General features: G+C 50.8%; 18 protein-coding genes. 5 read left to right on the top strand and 13 right to left on the bottom strand.

The features are described from left to right. Positions 1 to 138 precede the first annotated feature (138 nt). The 4 genes from AC0YN0_RS06285 to AC0YN0_RS06270 form a co-directional block, all read right to left on the bottom strand. The gene (locus AC0YN0_RS06285; protein WP_475820476.1) at positions 139 to 402 is read right to left on the bottom strand and encodes a YlbG family protein; all 264 of its coding nucleotides are present in this window, start codon (positions 400 to 402) and stop codon (positions 139 to 141) included. A gap of 26 nt (positions 403 to 428) precedes the next feature. Further along, positions 429 to 920 carry a YlbF/YmcA family competence regulator gene (locus AC0YN0_RS06280; protein ID WP_475820475.1) on the bottom strand — a complete coding sequence of 164 codons (492 nt, stop codon included), beginning with the start codon at positions 918 to 920 and terminating at the stop codon, positions 429 to 431. Between the two features lie 73 nt (positions 921 to 993). Further along, the gene (locus AC0YN0_RS06275; protein WP_475820474.1) at positions 994 to 3,045 is read right to left on the bottom strand and encodes a helicase-associated domain-containing protein; all 2,052 of its coding nucleotides are present in this window, start codon (positions 3,043 to 3,045) and stop codon (positions 994 to 996) included. Next, the gene (locus AC0YN0_RS06270) at positions 3,042 to 4,742 is read right to left on the bottom strand and encodes a DNA repair helicase XPB (RefSeq protein ID WP_475820473.1); all 1,701 of its coding nucleotides are present in this window, start codon (positions 4,740 to 4,742) and stop codon (positions 3,042 to 3,044) included. The genes AC0YN0_RS06275 and AC0YN0_RS06270 overlap by 4 nt, the downstream gene beginning before the upstream one ends. A gap of 160 nt (positions 4,743 to 4,902) precedes the next feature. Here AC0YN0_RS06270 and AC0YN0_RS06265 point away from each other — a divergent pair, with 160 nt between their 5' ends. Then, positions 4,903 to 5,754, top strand: coding sequence for a thermonuclease family protein (locus AC0YN0_RS06265; RefSeq protein WP_475820472.1), 852 nt, complete (start codon positions 4,903 to 4,905; stop codon positions 5,752 to 5,754). A 56-nt stretch (positions 5,755 to 5,810) separates the two neighbouring features. Here AC0YN0_RS06265 and AC0YN0_RS06260 read toward each other — a convergent pair whose 3' ends face one another. Continuing rightward, the gene (locus AC0YN0_RS06260) at positions 5,811 to 6,251 is read right to left on the bottom strand and encodes a CBS domain-containing protein (protein ID WP_442051218.1); all 441 of its coding nucleotides are present in this window, start codon (positions 6,249 to 6,251) and stop codon (positions 5,811 to 5,813) included. A gap of 93 nt (positions 6,252 to 6,344) precedes the next feature. Beyond that, positions 6,345 to 7,535 (bottom strand): amidohydrolase, encoded by a 1,191-nt coding sequence (locus tag AC0YN0_RS06255; protein WP_475820471.1) that lies wholly within the window; start codon positions 7,533 to 7,535, stop codon positions 6,345 to 6,347. Between the two features lie 270 nt (positions 7,536 to 7,805). Between AC0YN0_RS06255 and AC0YN0_RS06250 the strand changes: the two genes are divergently transcribed. Both AC0YN0_RS06250 and ftsW read left to right on the top strand, forming a co-directional pair. After that, positions 7,806 to 8,150, top strand: coding sequence for a YugN family protein (locus AC0YN0_RS06250; protein ID WP_442051216.1), 345 nt, complete (start codon positions 7,806 to 7,808; stop codon positions 8,148 to 8,150). An 11-nt stretch (positions 8,151 to 8,161) separates the two neighbouring features. Beyond that, positions 8,162 to 9,364: a putative lipid II flippase FtsW gene (gene ftsW, locus AC0YN0_RS06245; protein WP_475820470.1), complete on the top strand. Its 1,203-nt coding sequence runs from the start codon at positions 8,162 to 8,164 to the stop codon at positions 9,362 to 9,364. Positions 9,365 to 9,392: 28 nt separating this feature from the next. On the opposite strand, the gene AC0YN0_RS06240 is transcribed toward ftsW, so the two are convergent. Next, positions 9,393 to 9,770: an Asp23/Gls24 family envelope stress response protein gene (locus AC0YN0_RS06240; protein ID WP_337098739.1), complete on the bottom strand. Its 378-nt coding sequence runs from the start codon at positions 9,768 to 9,770 to the stop codon at positions 9,393 to 9,395. 180 nt (positions 9,771 to 9,950) lie between these two features. On the opposite strand from AC0YN0_RS06240, the gene cax reads away from it, so the two are divergent. Beyond that, on the top strand, positions 9,951 to 11,009 hold the full coding sequence (gene cax, locus AC0YN0_RS06235; protein ID WP_475820469.1) for a calcium/proton exchanger: 1,059 nt from the start codon (positions 9,951 to 9,953) through the stop codon (positions 11,007 to 11,009). A 57-nt stretch (positions 11,010 to 11,066) separates the two neighbouring features. Here cax and AC0YN0_RS06230 read toward each other — a convergent pair whose 3' ends face one another. The 5 genes from AC0YN0_RS06230 to AC0YN0_RS06210 form a co-directional block, all read right to left on the bottom strand. Further along, positions 11,067 to 11,354, bottom strand: coding sequence for an Fpa/YlaN family protein (locus AC0YN0_RS06230; RefSeq protein ID WP_307203900.1), 288 nt, complete (start codon positions 11,352 to 11,354; stop codon positions 11,067 to 11,069). Positions 11,355 to 11,491: 137 nt separating this feature from the next. Further along, the gene (locus tag AC0YN0_RS06225; protein ID WP_337098736.1) at positions 11,492 to 11,734 is read right to left on the bottom strand and encodes an HPr family phosphocarrier protein; all 243 of its coding nucleotides are present in this window, start codon (positions 11,732 to 11,734) and stop codon (positions 11,492 to 11,494) included. A gap of 162 nt (positions 11,735 to 11,896) precedes the next feature. Next, entirely contained in the window at positions 11,897 to 13,018 is a 1,122-nt protein-coding gene (locus AC0YN0_RS06220) for an aminopeptidase (protein ID WP_475820468.1), read from the bottom strand. Positions 13,019 to 13,125: 107 nt separating this feature from the next. Then, entirely contained in the window at positions 13,126 to 13,761 is a 636-nt protein-coding gene (locus AC0YN0_RS06215) for a hypothetical protein (RefSeq protein ID WP_475820467.1), read from the bottom strand. Between the two features lie 225 nt (positions 13,762 to 13,986). Further along, positions 13,987 to 15,942 (bottom strand): diguanylate cyclase, encoded by a 1,956-nt coding sequence (locus AC0YN0_RS06210; RefSeq protein WP_475820466.1) that lies wholly within the window; start codon positions 15,940 to 15,942, stop codon positions 13,987 to 13,989. Positions 15,943 to 16,408: 466 nt separating this feature from the next. On the opposite strand from AC0YN0_RS06210, the gene rpsD reads away from it, so the two are divergent. Continuing rightward, a complete protein-coding gene (gene rpsD, locus AC0YN0_RS06205; protein ID WP_337098904.1) occupies positions 16,409 to 17,008 on the top strand; it encodes a 30S ribosomal protein S4 in 600 nt (199 codons plus the stop codon). Between the two features lie 433 nt (positions 17,009 to 17,441). Here the strand turns inward: rpsD and AC0YN0_RS06200 are convergent, their stop codons facing one another. Next, positions 17,442 to 18,944: a flotillin family protein gene (locus AC0YN0_RS06200; RefSeq protein ID WP_475820465.1), complete on the bottom strand. Its 1,503-nt coding sequence runs from the start codon at positions 18,942 to 18,944 to the stop codon at positions 17,442 to 17,444. Between the last annotated feature and the right edge of the window lie 4 nt (positions 18,945 to 18,948).

Below are 18,948 nucleotides of genomic sequence, written 5' to 3'. Positions count from 1 at the left end.
ACGCTCGTCCGATTTTTCAACATTAAATTAAAGACGATACATATATGTAATTATATGTAAATCTACCCTAACAAAAAAGAACGCGTCTAGCAACTTTAAGATGCTAGACGCGTTCTATTCTACTTATACCTCATCCACTTACAGGCTATAGGATCTTGTCTTATCTTCGCTATCCTTGCTGTATTCCGTCTTGATCTCATTGCGGTAGGAGCGTTCGATCTTGCGGACATAAGGCAGTCTGTCCATCTGGCGCACCGCTTCCTCTGCCCGTTCGGCATTCATGTACATCACAACGTAATGCATCTTGCGAGACATATAATGAACCGTTCCGAAGCGCTCCAGCGACCTTGCCGCCTTCAAATCACTTACCCATACGATATAACCTGTTCTCTCCGGCAGCATCGCTCGCATACCTCCTGCTTCACATATTAACCGCAGCCGCCGCTTCCGCAGCTGCAAGATCCGCCGCCTCCGCAGCCGCCTCCGGACGACTTCTCGTTGCTAGGCACCTTGATATTCTCGGATACCGATTCTGCAATCATCCGGGATACTTCATACAGCATTTCGTCGACAGCCTGCTCCGCAATCTTGAAGTTGCGTACGCTCTCAATTTCACCTAGGCTTTGCTCGATCTGCTTCACTTTATCCTTAGCGGAATGATAATCCGGGTGAAATCTTCCGAAGCGTTCGGTTTCCTCGAACAGCTCCTTCGCTTTCGCGAATTGCCTGGACATTTGCTTCACTTGCTCATCGGCATTCACAGCCGACTTCCAATATAAATATTCGGCAACTTCCACCGATTCATTGATCCAATCACCTAATTCATAGGCACAAAGCAGCAGCGACGCCATATCGAGCGAAGACACGCCGCTTTCGGGCTGCTCATACAGAGTCTCCTGCACCCCTTCGACAGTTGGCATTCGTCCACCTCTTTTCCACTTGCTTACTTCTACACTATCATATCATAACCGCTTAGCCAATAGGTAGAGTTTATTATGGATATGGACGGCCAGGAATAACGATCCTCATCTCGTCCCACATATCCGGCGTCAGCCTTATCGGCTTATGATCCGTCGCCTTATCGTTCCTGAGTATGCCCACAACCGCCCAGTCTCCGCCCTGCTGCTCGAGACGCTCAGGAACGAATGAATGCAGCTCGCTGTCCATCCGAAGCTGGAGAGGAGATTGCCAGGCTAACGCTCTCTCAATAAGCTCCTTGCGCGTGGAATGATGGTATACGCGCATCTGCTTCGTCCACATTGCAGGCACAGTCTGCTCCTGCGAATGCAATTGATCGTTCAGGCGTACCTTAGCGCTCGCGAGCTCAAAGTGCGCGAGCGTGCTCGGCTCGTATAGAAACGAATACGCGCCAGTGCGTCTTGCTTCAGCATCATCCGCTTCGGCTTCGTTATCCGAACCGGATACTGCCTCGCGAATAACAGGATACAAGGCTGATACGCAAGATGCTGCTGTCTCCTTCGAGCGCAGCGCCTTCTGCGCCGGATAACCGGCACGCTGCAACAGCTTTCTGATATCAGGGACTAGTGATGCATCCACTATGAAATCGGTTGAGCCGATTTCATGCACAAGCATCGGGGCAAGCTCACTGCTCATACGAACCCAATCTGCCATCTGCTTATTATCGCATCGCAGCAGCGTTACTTCTTCGAACCAAGTGCGGCAAGCTCTGCTCGTCCACTCCTCCAGCATCACACCGACGGTTTCGGGCAGCGCCGATTGTCCGCTCTGCTGCTCCAGCCACGCGATCATTGACTGCTTCGTTCGCCCGAACTCCAGCGCACGCGTCACGGAGCTTGCTGTCAATCGATATATGGCAACCGTTTCATCAGCGATCAGCTCAGCGATAAGCCCGAGCTCCCAATGAACCGCCAAGCGGCAACCAGGCTCTACAATGAGTTCACCATTCTGCTGCACGTGCAGCTGGCGATCGCCATAATTGACACTAGCAGCAGATCCCTCCACTGCATCTATATTCCTTGTATTTGCGTTCAGCTTCCATCTAATGAACTCCGTTGTCTTTCCGCTTGACGTTGCTTGGGCTGCTTCCATCCATCCGAATGCTAGCAGCAGCGTCGGCCAATCAAGCGTCTTCCCTCCCGCTTCCTTATCCAGCTTCCATTGAATCTGCAAACCTCGAATATCATCGGTTCGATACCATTTGCCGACTTCCAGCGCACATAGGGCAGATACAAGATGTGCGGATGCGGCATCTACTGGCAGCAGCAGATCCAAGCACCATTGCAGCAGACGCCATTCTCGTTCTTCTTCGTCTTGCCATAGCCAAGCGGCTAAACGATCCTCGCTCCAGCGGACCCTATCATTATCGATTCGAATCAAATTGAATGCCGCTGCTGCTTCTAATAGGAATGCCGCCTTCAAGGAATAGTGCTCTCGCTTAGACCAGCTTAATCCGGAGGCGATCAACGTATGCTCCTCGAACACCGCCTTCTGCACGATAGCGGCAACTGTTTTTTTCGCTAATACGCCTTTTGTGGTCAACGACATACTGTTTTGCCCCATCGCAGCCAGCGCATCCATTAACTGCTTGCCAAGCGATTTGTTGACCGGCATTGCCGTCACTGCGCCTGATAACAGCATATCGCTAGACGAGACCTGCTGCACTTCGGCCGGAAACAACGATTGCTGCCATGGCAGGAAGCTGTCTCTAGGCAGGAAGCATATCCGCTCGCCCCATACTTTAACGACAGCGAACAGAATACCGGCTTGCTCCAGCTCCGCCTGTGCCATATCGCATTCCGCGCCTGACATCATCGTTCGCCTCCGCACTTCTCTTATAAGACGCTCCTCGGTTATCGGCTCTGCCCCGAATGCCCTGATCATTTCTGTAAGCAGCATCGCGGCATGAGAAGACAACTTATCCGCAGCCTCCCCTACTGCTTGAAGATTCGATGCAGCTTCCGCCCAGTCCATCCGCCTTCGATTAGCGTCCGACCAGACGCGATGATTAATGAAGTCCATTTGTTGCTGTCTCGTTAACTTCTTGGACAACTCGCTCAGCTTCACTGGTTTACAACCTCCTTATTGGCATCCAGATCAGAGAGCAGCAGTCGATCGTAGGTATAGCCTTGTTCCAGCATGAACAACTGACGTTTCAACGCGAATTCCGTTTCTTTCGTGTGATCGGTAACGATCGTATAGAACCAAGCCTCGTTCGCGGCGGCCTTGGGACGCAGCAGCCTTCCAATGCGCTGCGCCTCCTCCTGTCTGGACCCGAAGCTGCCCGACAGTTGGATCGCAACTGCCGCGTCCGGCAAATCAACGGCAAAGTTGGCCACCTTGGATACGATCAGCACCCCGATTTCACCCGACTTGAACCGATCATAGAGCTTCTGCCGCTCGACATGCGGTACTTCCCCTGTGAGTAAAGGAGCATTAAGCTTCTGCGATACGTCACGCAGCTGTTTCAAATATTGGCCGATGATAAGCGTCGGCTTGCCTGCGTGCTCTCCCAAAAGCTTCTTCAACGCTTCCATCTTGCCTGGATTTTCCGCTGCAAGGCGCAAGCGCGAACGTGCTCCCGCGATGTTATATTCATCCTCATAGGCTGGCGTCAGAGGTACTCTTATTTCCGCACAGGAGACGGCAGCTATATAATCGTCCCGTTCGGCTGCTTTCCATTGCAGATCGAACTGCTTCTGCCCAATAAGCGAATATACGTCCTCCGCGCAGCCATCCTCGCGCACGAGCGTAGCCGTTAGGCCGAGTCTCCTTGTAGCTTGAATGTCCGCCGTCATCCGGAACACCGGCGCGGGAAGCAGATGCACCTCGTCGTAAATAATGAGTCCCCAATCCCGCTCCGAGAACAGCTTCATATGAGAGAAGGGCTCATCCTTCGACTTTCGATGGGTCAAAATATTATAGGTTGCAATCGTGACGGGACGCACTTGCTTCAATGCCCCGCAATACTGACCGACTTCCGTCTCGCTCAGTGTCGTTTTGTCGATCAGCTCATCCTTCCATTGCTTAACGGACGTTGAATTCGATGTCAGAATAAGCGTGGCGCTGCTCAGCTTCGCAAGCGCGGCAATACCGACAATCGTCTTCCCTGCGCCGCAAGGCAGAACGACAACGCCGCTGCCCCCCTGCGCCGTACCGTCACGATAGAATTGCTCTGCCGCCAGCCTCTGATATGGCCGAAGTCCGAACGCTTTCCCCTGCAGCGTTACGTCTCTCAGCTTCACAGCAAGCGCTTCTCCCGTATGATAGCCGGCCAGGTCAATAATCGGATATCCAAGCCTTGTGAGCTCCTGCTTCAATTCTCCCCGGCAAGCATCGGATAGCTGCCAAGTCTCCTCCGAAAGGCGCTTGGCAACCCACTTATCTATGGCCGACTGAGCAGCAAGTTCTTCCATCAATTCCTTGTCTCCGCTAAGCAGCAGCACGTCTTGATCAGCCGTCAACGTCAGCCTGCCGTACCTTCCGATCAGCCTGCGGATGGATGATTCCGCAGCGAAGGGCAAGTCATAACGTCCAAATGCGTTAAGCCAGCCAATGAGCTCCTCCGCACTATAACCGGCAGCCGCAGCATTCCACAAAGACAACGCCGTAATCCGATAGGTATGCAGCGTTCCAGCCTGCTTCACGGCTTCGGCAAACAGCAGCAGCTTTTCTCTTGCCTGCTCCGCGCCACTACTCTGCTCATCCAGCAATATCGTCAAATCGGATTGGACGATTATCGCTCCTTCTGATTGCTCCAGCATCGATTTCCCTCCTCAAACAGAGTCCTTCTTCTGTCAGTATGAAAGGTTTTTTATGATTTTATGCCATACCGTGACCAATGAATTGCGATTCTTGGTCGTATTTTGTGGTATATTAATTGAAATAGGCTTCATCATTACGACTGATTGGAGGTATGCGAAGGTGAAACGAATAGGAATAACGTTGCTTCTGCTTGGCTGCTTGACGTTAGCCAGCTGCTCTTGGGCAACAACAACCCCTCAGAAACTACAAACGAACGTATGGTATTCCGTATCCGATTACATCGACGGCGATACCTTCAAAATAAATGTCGGAGACGACAACCGTACCATCCGACTGCTCTACGTAAATACTCCGGAAATTGCCCATGAGGATTCGAGTAGACCTGAAGAACCTTTCGGCAGCGAGGCATCCATATATACGAAGCAAGTGTTAACGGAGTCTGCAGAGGTTAGGCTTACTTTCGATAAGGAGCAGATGGACAAGTACGAACGAACCTTGGCCGTGGTTGAGCTGAAAGACGGACGAATATTGAATGAGCTGCTGCTTAAGGAAGGGCTTGCCAAGGTCATGATCGTCGAGCCGAACGTCAAGCTTGAGAACGTGTACAAGCAGATCGAGCAAACCGCGAAACAAGCGGAGCTAGGCCTTTGGGGAACCGATCGCGAGAAATTCAAAAATGCCTATCCGGTCAAGACAGCTGAGCAAACCGGAATCTTGCTTACCGTCGATAAGCAAGACGAACTTGCCACGATAAGCAATGAATCCGGACAGGACATAGAGCTGGCCGGTTGGAAGCTCGTGAGCGTCCGCGGCAATCAAACGTATGAATTCGAAAAATACATGCTTGCCGCGGGCGAGAACGTTACGATCTCTTCTAACAGCGGCAATGAGCTGTTGCCTGACAAAACGCTGCGTTGGGGCAAGGAAAGCGTGTGGAGCAATAGCGAGACGGATCCCGGCGAACTGTACAACGCGAGTAATGAGCTTGTCACCGTGTGGGAAGATAAGTAGTGCAAAAAAAAGGCTGGCGAGAGGCATATGCAATGCCCCCGCCAGCCTTTTATTATTTAATGCAGATGGCCGCTATGACTGTGCTCGGAAATAGCGCTAAGAGCAGCCTCGGCTTCATTGGCATAAATATCCCTTACAGCTAGATCGCCTATGGCGATTACGCCAACGAGCATCCCTTCCTGAACGACCGGCAGCCTTCTAATTTGATGCTCCGCCATTAATGCCGCCGCATCGTCAGCGGAAGACGAAGGCTCGATCGTGATTGGAGAAGGCGTCATCACCGTCTCTACAGCTTCCGAGCCTGGGTTTTTCTCGGCATATCCTCGCACGACCAGATCCCGGTCCGTTACGACACCGATCAGCTTATTTCCATTAACAATCGGTATAAATCCGATATCATGCTGCTTCATCTTCACCGCAAGCTCGTAGACGTTATCGAGCAGCGTCGCAGTAACACAATTCGTTGACATTAATTGTTCGACTGTATGATTACTCATTCCTTTATCATCCTTCCTTGAACGTGCATCGGCGATTAGCTTGCCCTTCGGCCGCAGCGTTCATACGAAGTCTAAATAACGGGATATTCATGATTAGCCTGCAAATTCACTTGCATAATGCTCTGCCATGCCAATTAGCAGCGAAGCGGATTTGCTCATCGCCCGCTCGTCGATATCGAATCTTGGATGGTGATGCGAAAACGTTGCTCCGCATTCCTCATTGCCGGCGCCGACAAACATGAAGCAGCCCGGCACCTCGTTCAAATAATAAGAGAAGTCCTCGGCAACGGTTAGCGGCTCTGAACGCTGAACCGACTCTTCGCCGAATAAGGTTGCTCCTACTTGGAAGAAGCGCTCCGCTTCCTTGTCGTCATTGACGACCGGCGGGTAGCCGATGCGCATATGATATTCATACTTCGCTCCGTGCATCTCGCAAATATGCCGGATCACGGCCTCCAGGCGCTCGTGTATAAGCGCTCTCGTATGCTCATCGAACGTTCTTACCGTGCCTTTCATGCGGCATCTCTCCGCCACAATATTGTTCGTCGTTCCGGCTTGGAACGATCCGATCGATACGACAGCCGGGTGCAGCGGATTAACGCTGCGGCTCACGATCGTCTGCGCGGCTTGCACGATCGCCGAACCGACAACGATCGCGTCAATCGTTTGGTGCGGCAGTCCGCCATGACCTCCGCGACCGATAATATCGATAACGAATTCATCCGCAGCCGCCATGAACGCCCCGGGTCTCGAGGCAACTATTCCATAGGGAATCGGTGTCCATAAATGTACGCCGTAAATTGCATCTACACCATCAAGCGCCCCGTCTTCGATCATCGGCTTCGCTCCGCCAGGCGTCTGTTCCTCGGCAGGCTGGAACAGTAAGCGGCGTTCACCGGCAATCTGACCGCGATTCGCCGAATAATAAGCGGCTACGGCCAGCAAAGCCGCCGTATGGCCGTCATGTCCGCACGCATGCATCACATTCGGCACCTTCGATGCGTATGCGCATTCCTTTTCATCTTGAATCGGCAATGCGTCTATATCTGCCCGCAGCGCCACTACGGGGCCGGGCTTATCTCCTTTTATCGTAACCATCAATCCATGTCCGCCTACGTCGCTCCGCACTGTGCAGCCAAACTCTGCAAGTCTGGTCGCAATCCATTGCGACGTCACTCTCTCGTGAAAGGATAATTCCGGAAACTGATGAAGATGTCTGCGCCACCGTACCATATCGGGATAGAGACGCTGCATCGCATGCTCTATTTCTTTGTAATTGTGCATATCTCGAATCTCCCTCTCCGCACGAACTTTTTTCATCTATTTTAACAGATAACCGCAGCTTTAAGGAAGCTTATTAAACGAGCCGCTATACCTTCCGCTACTGTTCTCAAAAATGTCACTATTAAGGTAATGATGACTAAGGAGTAAGGGTTGCGCTAGCTGGGGAAACATACTATCATGAGTAAAGAATGGACAACTTATGTCCGATGATTGGAAGCAGTAGCTTGCAGAGCCAGGTTTGCTTCAACAAAACCTTTAGGAGGAACTACCATGATTATTGAAAATACCGGATTAAACGGTGTTAAGAGCGAACTGTACCATTTGGACGAATCCGCCGAGAAAGTTGGCTTTGTTCGTTGGCAATGGGAATACTATCGCGCTACATACGATTTGAAGCTTGAGGATCACGTGAACGGCAACGAATACTTCCTGCGCATCAACACGCGCGCCGTTGAAGGCAAGCTGGAATCGCCGCATGCTGTGCTCGCTATCGAGGCTGTCTATATTGGACGAGCCACTTTCCCGCACGGAATGGAATATGAATCGCCGATTCCGCAAGCAATCATGAACACGGCAACGCAACGCATCGAGCAATTGAAACAACTGTTGGCTTAGGCGGTCGCAATATGAAGCAACCGCAGAACGGTGGCCGTGGAAGACCAGACTTTCTGCTTCTCGTAATGACGCTTCTGCTCGTCGGCTTCGGACTTGTCATGGTCTACAGCGCTAGCTCCAGCATTGCGCTCGTTGAGCATAACGATGCACTGTACTTTACGAAACGCCAGCTCGTTTGGGCTGGCCTTGGTATATTCGCGTTGCTATTCAGCATGAACATCCGCTATCAAGTATACAAGAAGCTGTTTTTGCTATACTTCATTCCGGTCATGCTGCTGCTTGTTTTAGTGCCTTTCATCGCTCCCGATATTAACGGAGCAAAGAGTTGGATTCAGATCGGCCCTTTCACCATCCAACCTACGGAACCGGCGAAGCTTGCCGTCATTCTATATCTTGGAGCGCTTATTTCCAAGAAAGGCGACAAGTTCCGGGACTTCAAGAAAGGACTTCTGCCAGTCATCATTATCGTTGGAGCCGTATGCGGCATTATTATGATGCAGCCCGATCTGGGCTCCTGTCTCGTTCTTGCAGCCAGCGCGATCGTAATGATTTTCGCTGGCGGAGCGAACTTGAAGCAAGCGGCAACGTCGGGACTTGCCGTCGTACTGCTGGTCGCCGTCGTATTCAGCATTTCGATGGCGATCGACCCTGATAAGTGGGAATACCGGATTGCTCGTTTCACAACGTATGCCGATCCGTTAGCCGATGCACAGGACTCGGGTTGGCAACTGGTATCGTCGCTTCAAGCTTTCGGACATGGCGGCATAAGCGGTGCCGGTTTTGGCGAAAGCGTCCAGAAGCTGCATTATTTGAAATTTGCATACAACGACTTCATCTTTGCCGTTATCGGCGAGGAATTTGGTTTTATCGGCGGCACGCTGTTCCTGCTCTTCTACTTATGCTTCCTATGGCGCGGTCTTATCATAGCGTTGCGATGCTCGGATGAATACGGTACCGTCGTTGGCGTCGGCATTGTCGGCCTGCTCGCCATCCAAGCGTTCATCAACATTGGCGGCGTTACCGGCGCCATACCGCTTACCGGCGTAACTCTGCCGTTCATTAGCCACGGGGGCTCCTCACTGCTCGTGTGTCTCATGAGTATGGGCGTCCTGCTTAGCATATCGAGAGAATCGAATCGAATCGAGAAAGCGAGCACCACCCGCAGCACAGCTGCTACGACTCGCTCAAGCCAAAAAACGGTATCCATCCGCTAAGATGGATACCGTTTTATTTTGGAATGCTTTATTTAAGTCTTTGAGCCTCTTCAAGCTCTTCCTCTTTGAACGCGACGCCTTCGACCTTCACGTTCACCTCGACAACATGTAACCCCGTCATATTCTCAACCGACTCACGAACGTTCAGTTGAAGCTGACGGCATACCTCTTGAATCGGAATGCCATAGTGAACGATTATCCGAAGATCGATTGCTGCTTCAACTTGGCCAACCTCGACGGAAACGCCTTTTTGAACGTTTTTGCCGCTTAGACGTTTAGCCAAACCTTCCGAGATGCCGCCCGACATCGCTGCAATGCCCGGTGTCTCAAGTGCCGCAAGTCCCGCTATCGTAGCTACTACATCATCAGAAATACGAATAATACCTGTTTGAAGGTCTTCGGTCATGTGATTCACTCCTCGTTTTTGCCATATATGAACATTGTAATAGATGGATACGATGTAATCAAGGAGGCTAAGCTTTGAATATACCCGCGAATGTTATTATATTGGTAAAAGTTTACTTCTCCCTTTTTTTTCGCTATATTATTAGCAGGATTTCAGCAAAGTCAAGAAGAGGTGGAGCTATTGAATCAGAAGTTGTTTTTCTCGGGGCTTATTGTCATGTTCGTTCTCAGCGCAGTAGGCCATTACGCTCATTGGGACATGACGGTGCAGTTCGTCATATCGGCAATTGCGATTATATTTGTAGCGGGCTTCCTAGGCAAAGCTACGGAAAGCGTCGCACATTATGCAGGACAACGGCTTGGCGGCTTTCTGAACGCCACGTTCGGCAATGCGGCCGAACTCATTATCGCCATCTTCCTCGTCAAGGAAGGTTTGTTCGATATGGTGAAGGCAAGCTTGACGGGCGCCATTATCGGCAACCTGCTGCTTGTGCTTGGACTTAGTATTTTGCTTGGCGGCTTGAAGTACAAGGAGCAGCGGTTCAACAACCGGCTCGCCGATCATAACTCTACGCTCATGATTATGGCCGTCATCGGTCTGTTCGTCCCGGCTGTATTCGTCGTATCCGAGAAGTTCACCTTCGACAAGGACCAATTCCTAAGCCTTGCGGTAGCAGGCATTCTCATAATCTCGTATGTGCTTTGGCTTCTCTTCTCGATGGTTACGCACAAGGATATGCTTGCCGACGTCGATATGAATGCCGATCACGGCGAAGAGCCAGCTTGGTCGAAAATGAAATCAATCCTCTTCCTCGTTCTAGCTACCGTAATGGTCGCATTCGTCAGCGAATGGCTCGTACATACGCTGGATACGTTCTCGGAGCGCTTCGGACTGTCAGAACTGTTCATCGGGGCATTCGTCATTGCCATCGTCGGCAACGCGGCAGAGCACAGCGCTGCGGTCATTCTCGCAATGAAGAACAAGATCGGGGCAGCCGTGGAGATCGCCATCGGCAGCAGCTTGCAGATCGCTTTGTTCGTTGCTCCAGTGCTCATTATCGTCAGTACGCTATTCGGCAATACGATGGATATCGTATTCACCCCGATCGAGCTAACCGCGATCGGCGTATCGGTCTTTATCGCCAAGTCTGTCTCCAGGGACGGCAATACGAACTGGTACGAGGGCGTACTTCTGCTTATGGTATACGTCATACTAGGGATTGCGTTCTATCTCGTCTAACGTTGCGCATGACAATCATATAGGCAAAAAAAAGGAGTAGTCTCCCGAATCGGGGGACTACTCTTTGCGATCTAACGCTTCATACAGCATGGCAAGATTTCTCTCAAGCCTGCTGACGATTTCTTTCCCAGCCAGCTCGGCAATTAATCCGGCGCGAACGGCAAAGTCGACCTCTCTCGAGAAACCGTACATTTGCGTATCTAGAACTTCCTCGTACAGCGGACATTGACGAGTCGTCAAGTTCTCCATCTGAACTTCGATCAACTTTTCTATTTTACTCGCATCTTCCTGAAGGAGACGAAGCGCTTTCTCATGCAATTGAACAGTTATTTCCGGTGAAGACATCGTTTTCCCCCCTGTGCGCGTACCGCCGTCTTCTATACCTTTTATATTAGACGAAAAAGGACGAATACACAAGGACAAAACAGAAAAGCACTCCTTCGCAAAAGCGAGGAGTGCTCCGGTTGGAAACAATCGTACAATTATTCCGTAATTACAGATACATTAAGGTTATGCTTAGCGAATACAGCTGCCATTGCAGCCTTCGCTTCTTCAGCATCAGGTCCGTGAACGTGAAGCTCGTAAGCGTGGCCTCCCACAAGCGTCGTGAATAGTCCGAGAATGCTCTTTACATCGATATATTTACTCTCGGCTTGTAGAACGATGGATGAGCGGAATTGGCCAGCCGTTTGGGAAATTTCAACTATTGCAGCATTATTGGACATGGGAGATCCCTCCAGTTATTTTAGTAAAGCTTACCTTTGACACCATGATAACCCGAAATCTCACATCCATCAAGAGGAAAAATGAAAAACGCTTTATTTTCCAATTTTCATAGCCTGAGATCCCCCGTTAGAACACATCATATTTGGAGTTAGAAGCTATTATTACTCGCCTTTAAGGTTCTCCGGATTGAGCGCTTCAAGCTCTGGAATAACGAATCGACCGTCTTTGCGAATCAATACGTCATCGAAGTAAATTTCACCGCCGCCGTATTCCGGTCTCTGAATGAGTACCAAATCCCAATGCACAGACGAACGATTGCCATTGTCCGTCTCTTCATACGCTTGACCCGGCGTAAAATGCAAGCTGCCGGCGATTTTCTCGTCGAACAGGATGTCGTTCATCGGATGCAAAATATACGGATTGAAGCCGATCGCGAACTCCCCGATATATCTAGCTCCCTCATCTGCATCCAATATTTCGTTCAGACGTTTCGTATCATTGCTTTCGGCTTTGACGATCTTGCCATTCTCGAACGTAAAGGAAATGTTCTGGAACGAAACGCCGGAATACACGCTTGGCGCGTTGTACGTAATCGTTCCCTGTACGGAATCGCGAACCGGGGCAGAGAACACTTCGCCGTCAGGAATGTTCCGATGTCCGGAGCATTTCTTCGCTCCAATGCCCTTGATTGAGAAAGTAAGGTCGGTTCCTGGCGCGACAATACGGACACGGTCCGTCCTCTTCATCAGCGCTTGCAGCGGATCCTGCGCCTTATCCATATTCGCGTAGTCAAGATTGCATACGTCAAAATAAAAGTTCTCGAACGCTTCTGTGCTCATGTTAGCAAGCTGCGCCATGGACGGATTCGGATAGCGCAAAATAACCCATTTCGTCTTCTTGACACGTTGCTCCATATGTACGGGGTTACGATAAATTTGCTCGTATAAGCGCATTTTCTCTTCGGGAACATCGGAAAGCTCATTCGCGTTCTCGCCGGAACGAACGGCAATGTAACCCTGCATGTTTTTCATGCGCTCCAGATCGAGCGCTGCCCATAGTTCAAGCTGCTCTTTTGTTGCATGATGAAGCATTGTCCTCAGTACCGTGCGGTCGCTCGTCTCGATGAACGGTCTGCCGCCGCGCTTAGCCACCTCCTCGATCAAGCTTTTGGCAAGCTCACGCTCTGAACCGATTATATCGATCAACACATTTTCGCCAGGCTGTACGTCAATGGAGTAACAGACTAGATTTTGTGCAAGTTTCTGAATTCTTGGATCGCGCATACGTTCGTTCATCTCCTTTAAGTGTTCAATTGCTTAATTAGCATTAGCGCCTTCCCTAATATCGTACCATAAGGTGAAACGGCTGTCGCCGTTCTTACGGCTCAATGTCATTGAAAGGCGGCGCTTGAGGCTCCGTCGAAGGCGTGAAATCGGATAGTTGTATGGCGCGCCTCCGAAGCCTTCTTACCGCCATATTCATACTGAAAATCCGTCTGCTCATCCAGCCTGAGCGGAAGCAGCCGGTTCTCGTCAATAACGAGCTCATAGCTCGTCTTCGTACTCATCGACCTCAGCATCGCTTCTAGCTGCTCGCGAGAACGCTCGGCCTCCTGCTCCCACTCTTTCTTATAAGGCGCAGAGTCAGGCGGCTCATTCACCATAAGCGCCTCAAGCTGCTGCCTAAGACGCTGCTCCCATTTCTCCTTTGCTGAAGCGGCGTCCTCGGCAATTTGCAGCGTGATCGTATCCGGGTCGGACGAATCGCTTACAACGATTTTTATGTTGTCGGATTGCGCAAGCGACTCCAGAACATGGGCTGGGTTAATATGGAGCTGATCACCGCTGTTCGTTTGGAGCGTTAACTGTTTATGATCGGCGACTTTTCCTTGGAACGTCTGCGGGCTGACTGGCATTCCCCCGTCCAAGCTCATGTCCATTGATCCTGTGAACGCATATTGATCCATAGCCGCAAGACCCGAATAAGATAACGACAGCCACTGCTCAGGCTCTCTCTGCACATTCATGCCGCCACAGCCCCCTAAAGCGATGCTAGCGCATAATAGGATACAAGCGGCATTCTTCTTACGTTTGTCTCTCATAAGCTCTCCTTCCGCATTACAGACCTTCTACGTAGACTCCCCTCACGTATCCCCGTCTTATTCCTCATGCCGAAGAGAAAACAAAAGAAAAGAGCGTCGATAACGACGCTCCCCTAACGAATTACGCTAATCTGTCTATGTCACGACCCTTTAATTCTGTCCGACAAAAATGCAGTTTCTTCCGTTGTTCTTCGCTTCGTACAGCGCCATGTCCGCACGATAAAACAACGATTCCACGCTAATTTTCTCGTTCTCGAACGTCCATTCCGATACGCCGCAGGATACGGTGACGACCGGATCGGTCTCCGCTTCCACATGCATCCGTATGCGCTCGGCAATCCGATATGCTTGCTCCGCTCTAATGCCCGGCAAATACACCGCGAGCTCCTCGCCGCCCCAACGGGCTGCTATATCGCCTTGCCTGATCGATGCGTTAATAATATTGCTCACTTGGATCAATATTTGGTCGCCTACTTGATGGCCGAACGTATCGTTCACTTTCTTAAAGTAATCAATGTCGACGAGAATAAGAGCTCCGAACGGGTCCTTCCGCTGGCGGTTCTGAATTTGCTCATTCAAATAATGACGCGCATGCAGACCTGTCAAATTGTCGGTAATGACCATTCGACGCACCTCGGCATGCAAAGAGGCATTCGTAACGGCAAGACCTATATGCGTGCTCATCACTTGCAGCAGCTTATAATTATCATACGAGAAGAAGTTCGGCACCTTGTGCGTGACTAGAATAACGCCTACCACTTCGCCATCCACCATAATCGGCGCAGCGATAAGCGAACGCGAACCCGTATTGTCCATCAGCTTCGACGTCACGACTCTCGTATGCCAATAATCGGATATGATGAGCGGTTCTCTTGTCCTGTATACCATGCCGCAGAACCCGTATTCCGGCGAGAAATGCTCGCTCGCCAATGCCGGAAAGTTGCTCGACATAACAACGAACTGGTCCTTCTCCTTATTCATCTGCAGAACGCAGCAATAATCGGCATCGAATATCGTAAGCAATTCGCTTGTCGCGAATTGAAATATTTCTTTGAGGCGCAGCGACTGATTAAGACGCTTCGTGAGTTCATTAATAAGCCTCAGCTCGTTAATGAGCAGATTGGACTGCTCGTATAGCTTGGCGTTCTCGAACGCCGAACCAGCCGTGTCGGCGAGCAGCAGAAACGCCGGCAAGTCGGCCTCGTCCCATTTGCCCGGTCCAATCGTCATACACAAGACGCCATATGCTGCTTGTTTGCCCGTCATCGGAACCGCCAGGCGAATCGTGCCGTCACGATCGTGCTCGCTTGCGGATTGTCCGTCGAGGAACGCTTTCGCAACGAGATCATGCGCCGCATTCTTGAATACGAGCGGCTTCACACGCTCGTCTCCATTGAGATGGTCCTGCGATAAGTAAAGATGAACCTCGGAGCTTGGATAGAGCTGTTCAAGACTGCTCAGCATCTCTGACAGCACCGACGATACATCGATCTGATCATAAAGCCGCTTCGCGGCAAGAAACAGCGCATCTCTTCTCTTTGCTTCCTTCTCCGTCTGCTTCTGTTGCACGAGCAGATCCTGAACATAAAGCTGCTCGAACCTTCTGTAGAAGCAACTGCGGAAATGATAAGCGCATATCTCTACATTCTGCGCATGGTTCGCTGATGAGGCATCTGCTTCCGCTTCGGTCACATAACATAAGACCGAGAACACCAGATCCTCCGTACGCTTCCTCACCGGAACGCCAACCACATGCAGTTCGTCCAAGTTCATTGCAACCGTCAACCTCTGTTCGAACACGGAGGAAATAACGGTATTCACTATAGCGGTTAAACCATCCGGCCGATCCATGCTGAGTTGCCCGGTAACGGCAATTCGCTGGCAATCAGCACCGAATAATGAAAATTCACCAGACTGGAACAAAGGGAGTCCTTCCGCCTCGTTGATCCACTGGTGAAAGCTGTCGTCTAGTAAAGGCGGCAAATAGGGCTCGTCCGCTTCCGTAATATCTTCGCTGGCAAACCAAACGGCTTCAGTACTTGTTGATGCGCGATCTTCCGTTAACGATTCACTATAAGCAGCATCGCTGTTAATCCGATTAACCATACGGCACCCAACCCTTCCGTCTGTATAGCCAGGAGATGAGGTTACATTATATGATAGGCATAAAGTTAAGCTCAGCTTATACCGTAGCTTATTCAATAAGCAGAAGGCATTTCAAGAGCCGACCTAAATCCGGTGCGGCAACCAATAATTCCTTCTTGTAATAGTTATTATCTTACTTCATTTTTGATATTTTTGCACTACTCTCCCCAAAATTTATAGGACTTTAGATGCTTATTACAAAGTTTTAATTTTATGAAGTACAGCTTGACATTCTGGGTGAATTTCATATAATATTTATTGTTGAATACATGGGCGTACGGTTTTGTGTCACCCTCAATGATTACGTACACTGATAGGCCAGCGGCTGAAGTGCAGATCAGGGACGAGCGAGCTCGGACATTGGACGTAAACGGCGAAACACAACCCCATTCTCAAAATTTATTTGATGAAGGAGTTAACACGACGCATGTCACGTTATACAGGACCTAAATTTAAACTAAGCCGCCGCCTAGGCATTTCTTTGAGCGGTACAGGAAAAGAATTGAAACGCAACTTCCCTCCGGGTCAACACGGCCCTAACCAACGCAAAAAAATGAGCGGTTATGGCGTTCAGTTGCAAGAGAAACAAAAGCTTCGCCACATGTACGGTTTGAACGAAAAGCAATTCCGCAACTTGTTTGACAAAGCGGCAAACATGAAAGGTAAAGCCGGTGAAAACTTCATGGCTCTCCTTGAAAGCCGTCTTGACAACCTTGTATACCGTCTTGCACTTTCCAACTCCCGTGCTGGAGCGCGCCAATTGGTAGCTCACGGTCACGTAACAGTTAACGGCAAAAAAGTCGACATCGCTTCCTACACGGTTGCTGTTGGCGACGTAATCGGCTTGCGCGAGCGCAGCCGCAGCCTAAAAGCTGTTAAAGAAGCTATGGAAGGCCGTCATCACCTTCCTAACTACCTTGAGTTCAGCGAGCAAGCAATGGAAGGCAAGTACGTTCGCCTGCCAGACCGCGGCGAGCTGTCCCAAGACATCGATGAGAAACAAATCGTCGAGTTCTACAGCCGTTAATAAGACGAAGCCGTATGAATGCAGCTGCATTCATACGGCTTTTCTTTGTTTCAGCGCCCCACCACCTGCTCCCCGCCCAATTTGTATATAAACGACAGCCTCCCGTAACAAATACCCAATCAAACCCCACTAGACATTCATACAGTAAAGAGTACTCAACACGTAAGGAGGTGCATTGTATAATGTCCGGTTACGTAGGTGGTGCTTCCAACAACATTGGCTTCATTTTGGTCCTCTTCATCCTGCTCGTGATTATAGCATGTAGCTGTGGAATCTTCGGCGGTGGCGGCGGAGGCTGGGGTTACTAAATGACTGCTCTGTACGGTTGCCTCCATGCACAATCAATCATTTAACACTATATCTGCATAGACAAACAGCCAAGAGGCCTGCTGAGCGGGCTTCTTGGCTGTTTGTCTACCATTCAATCAAATCTTTAATCCTGCTCTGTCATTCGGCTTAGCGCGGATGAGGCAGACGAGGTTGACGCTGCCGCTCGTGAGGTGAGCCCTTTGATCAACCCGTTTACATCGATGCCGGACACACTCTTAAGCATTTCAGGAGCGGTTGCCATTAGATCGGTTACATAATTGCTTAGACGCGCTGCGCCTTCCCCTTTGCCGGTATCTACGACAGTGAGCGTATCGATCGCCCCAATCGGTGCCGCGATCTGACTCGCGAGCTCCGGCAACATTTTCACGATGATATCGAGAACCGCCGCCTCGCCAAACTTCTCGAACGCTTCGGCAAGCTTCTCCTTCGCTTCCGCTTCTGCCAGACCGCGCAGCCTTATCACGTCTGCTTCCGCCGTACCTTTGGCTCGTTCCGCTTCGGCGACCGCAAGGCCGTCCAGCCGCTTCTGCGCGGCGAGGGCTTTCGCCTCGGCTTCAATGCGGTATTGCACCGCGTCCGCCTCGCGCAGGCGCTTCGCTTTGTCTGCCTCCGCTGCCTGCTCTACGGCGTACCTGTCGGCATCCGCCTTCTTCTTCACTTCCGCGTCGTATTGCTTCTCGCGGCGCAATATTTCCTTCGCTTCGAGATCGATCTCGCGTTCCTTTCTGACGAGCTCGACCTTCATCTGCTCCTCGACGACGCTTTGCTTGGCACGCGCCTCTTGAATCGAATAGGCTTGATCCGCTTCGGCCTTCGCCGTATCCTGATCGCGTTTGAACGAAGCCACCTTCATCTCCTTGTCCTTCTCCGCCTCGGCAATATTCGTATCGCGCAGCAGTTCCGCCTTCTGCCCCGCCTCGGCCGCTAAAGCCTTCTGAATACGCGCATCGCGGACCGCTTCCGCCTCTGCTATCTCCGCATCACGCTTCACCGCCGCTATTCTCGGCTTACCCAGCGCATCCAGATAACCATGCTTGTCGCGCAAGTCCTTGATCGTGAATGATACGATCTGCAGCCCCATTTTCTTAAGATCCTTGGCGGCTACTCCCTGTACCTCTTGGGCGAACTTATCGCGGTTGCGATACACTTCCTCCACCGTCATCGATCCTAGAATCGCTCGCAAATGCCCCTCCAGCACCTCTTGGGCCTCGCCCTTAAGCGCTTCGGTCGGCTTGCCTAGAAACTGCTCGGCAGCCGTTGCAACATCCTCTACAGCTCCGCCGATCTTAATAATCGCGACACCGTCGGCCATTACAGGAACGCCTTGCTCCGTATACACCTCCGGGGTTGATACGTCCAGCTTATGCGAAAGCAAAGATAGAAACTCAGCCTTTTGGAAGATCGGCAGGATGAAGGCGCCTCCGCCGCGAATGATTTTTACTTTTCTTCCAGAGTCATCGGTCAGCGCATTACGGCTGCCTAAGAATGACCCCGTAACCAGCATTGCCTCATCAGGACTAACGGTTCGATAACGAGCCCAGAAGGCAAGCCCCAGCACAACAAGCACTCCAACAACAATGATCGGTATTAACAAATGTTCCGGCATATCG

The sequence above is a fragment of the Paenibacillus sp. J22P218 genome (assembly GCF_056269195.1).
Note: the sequence above shows the minus strand (reverse complement) of the source record. Positions and strands in the feature narration are given on the sequence as shown.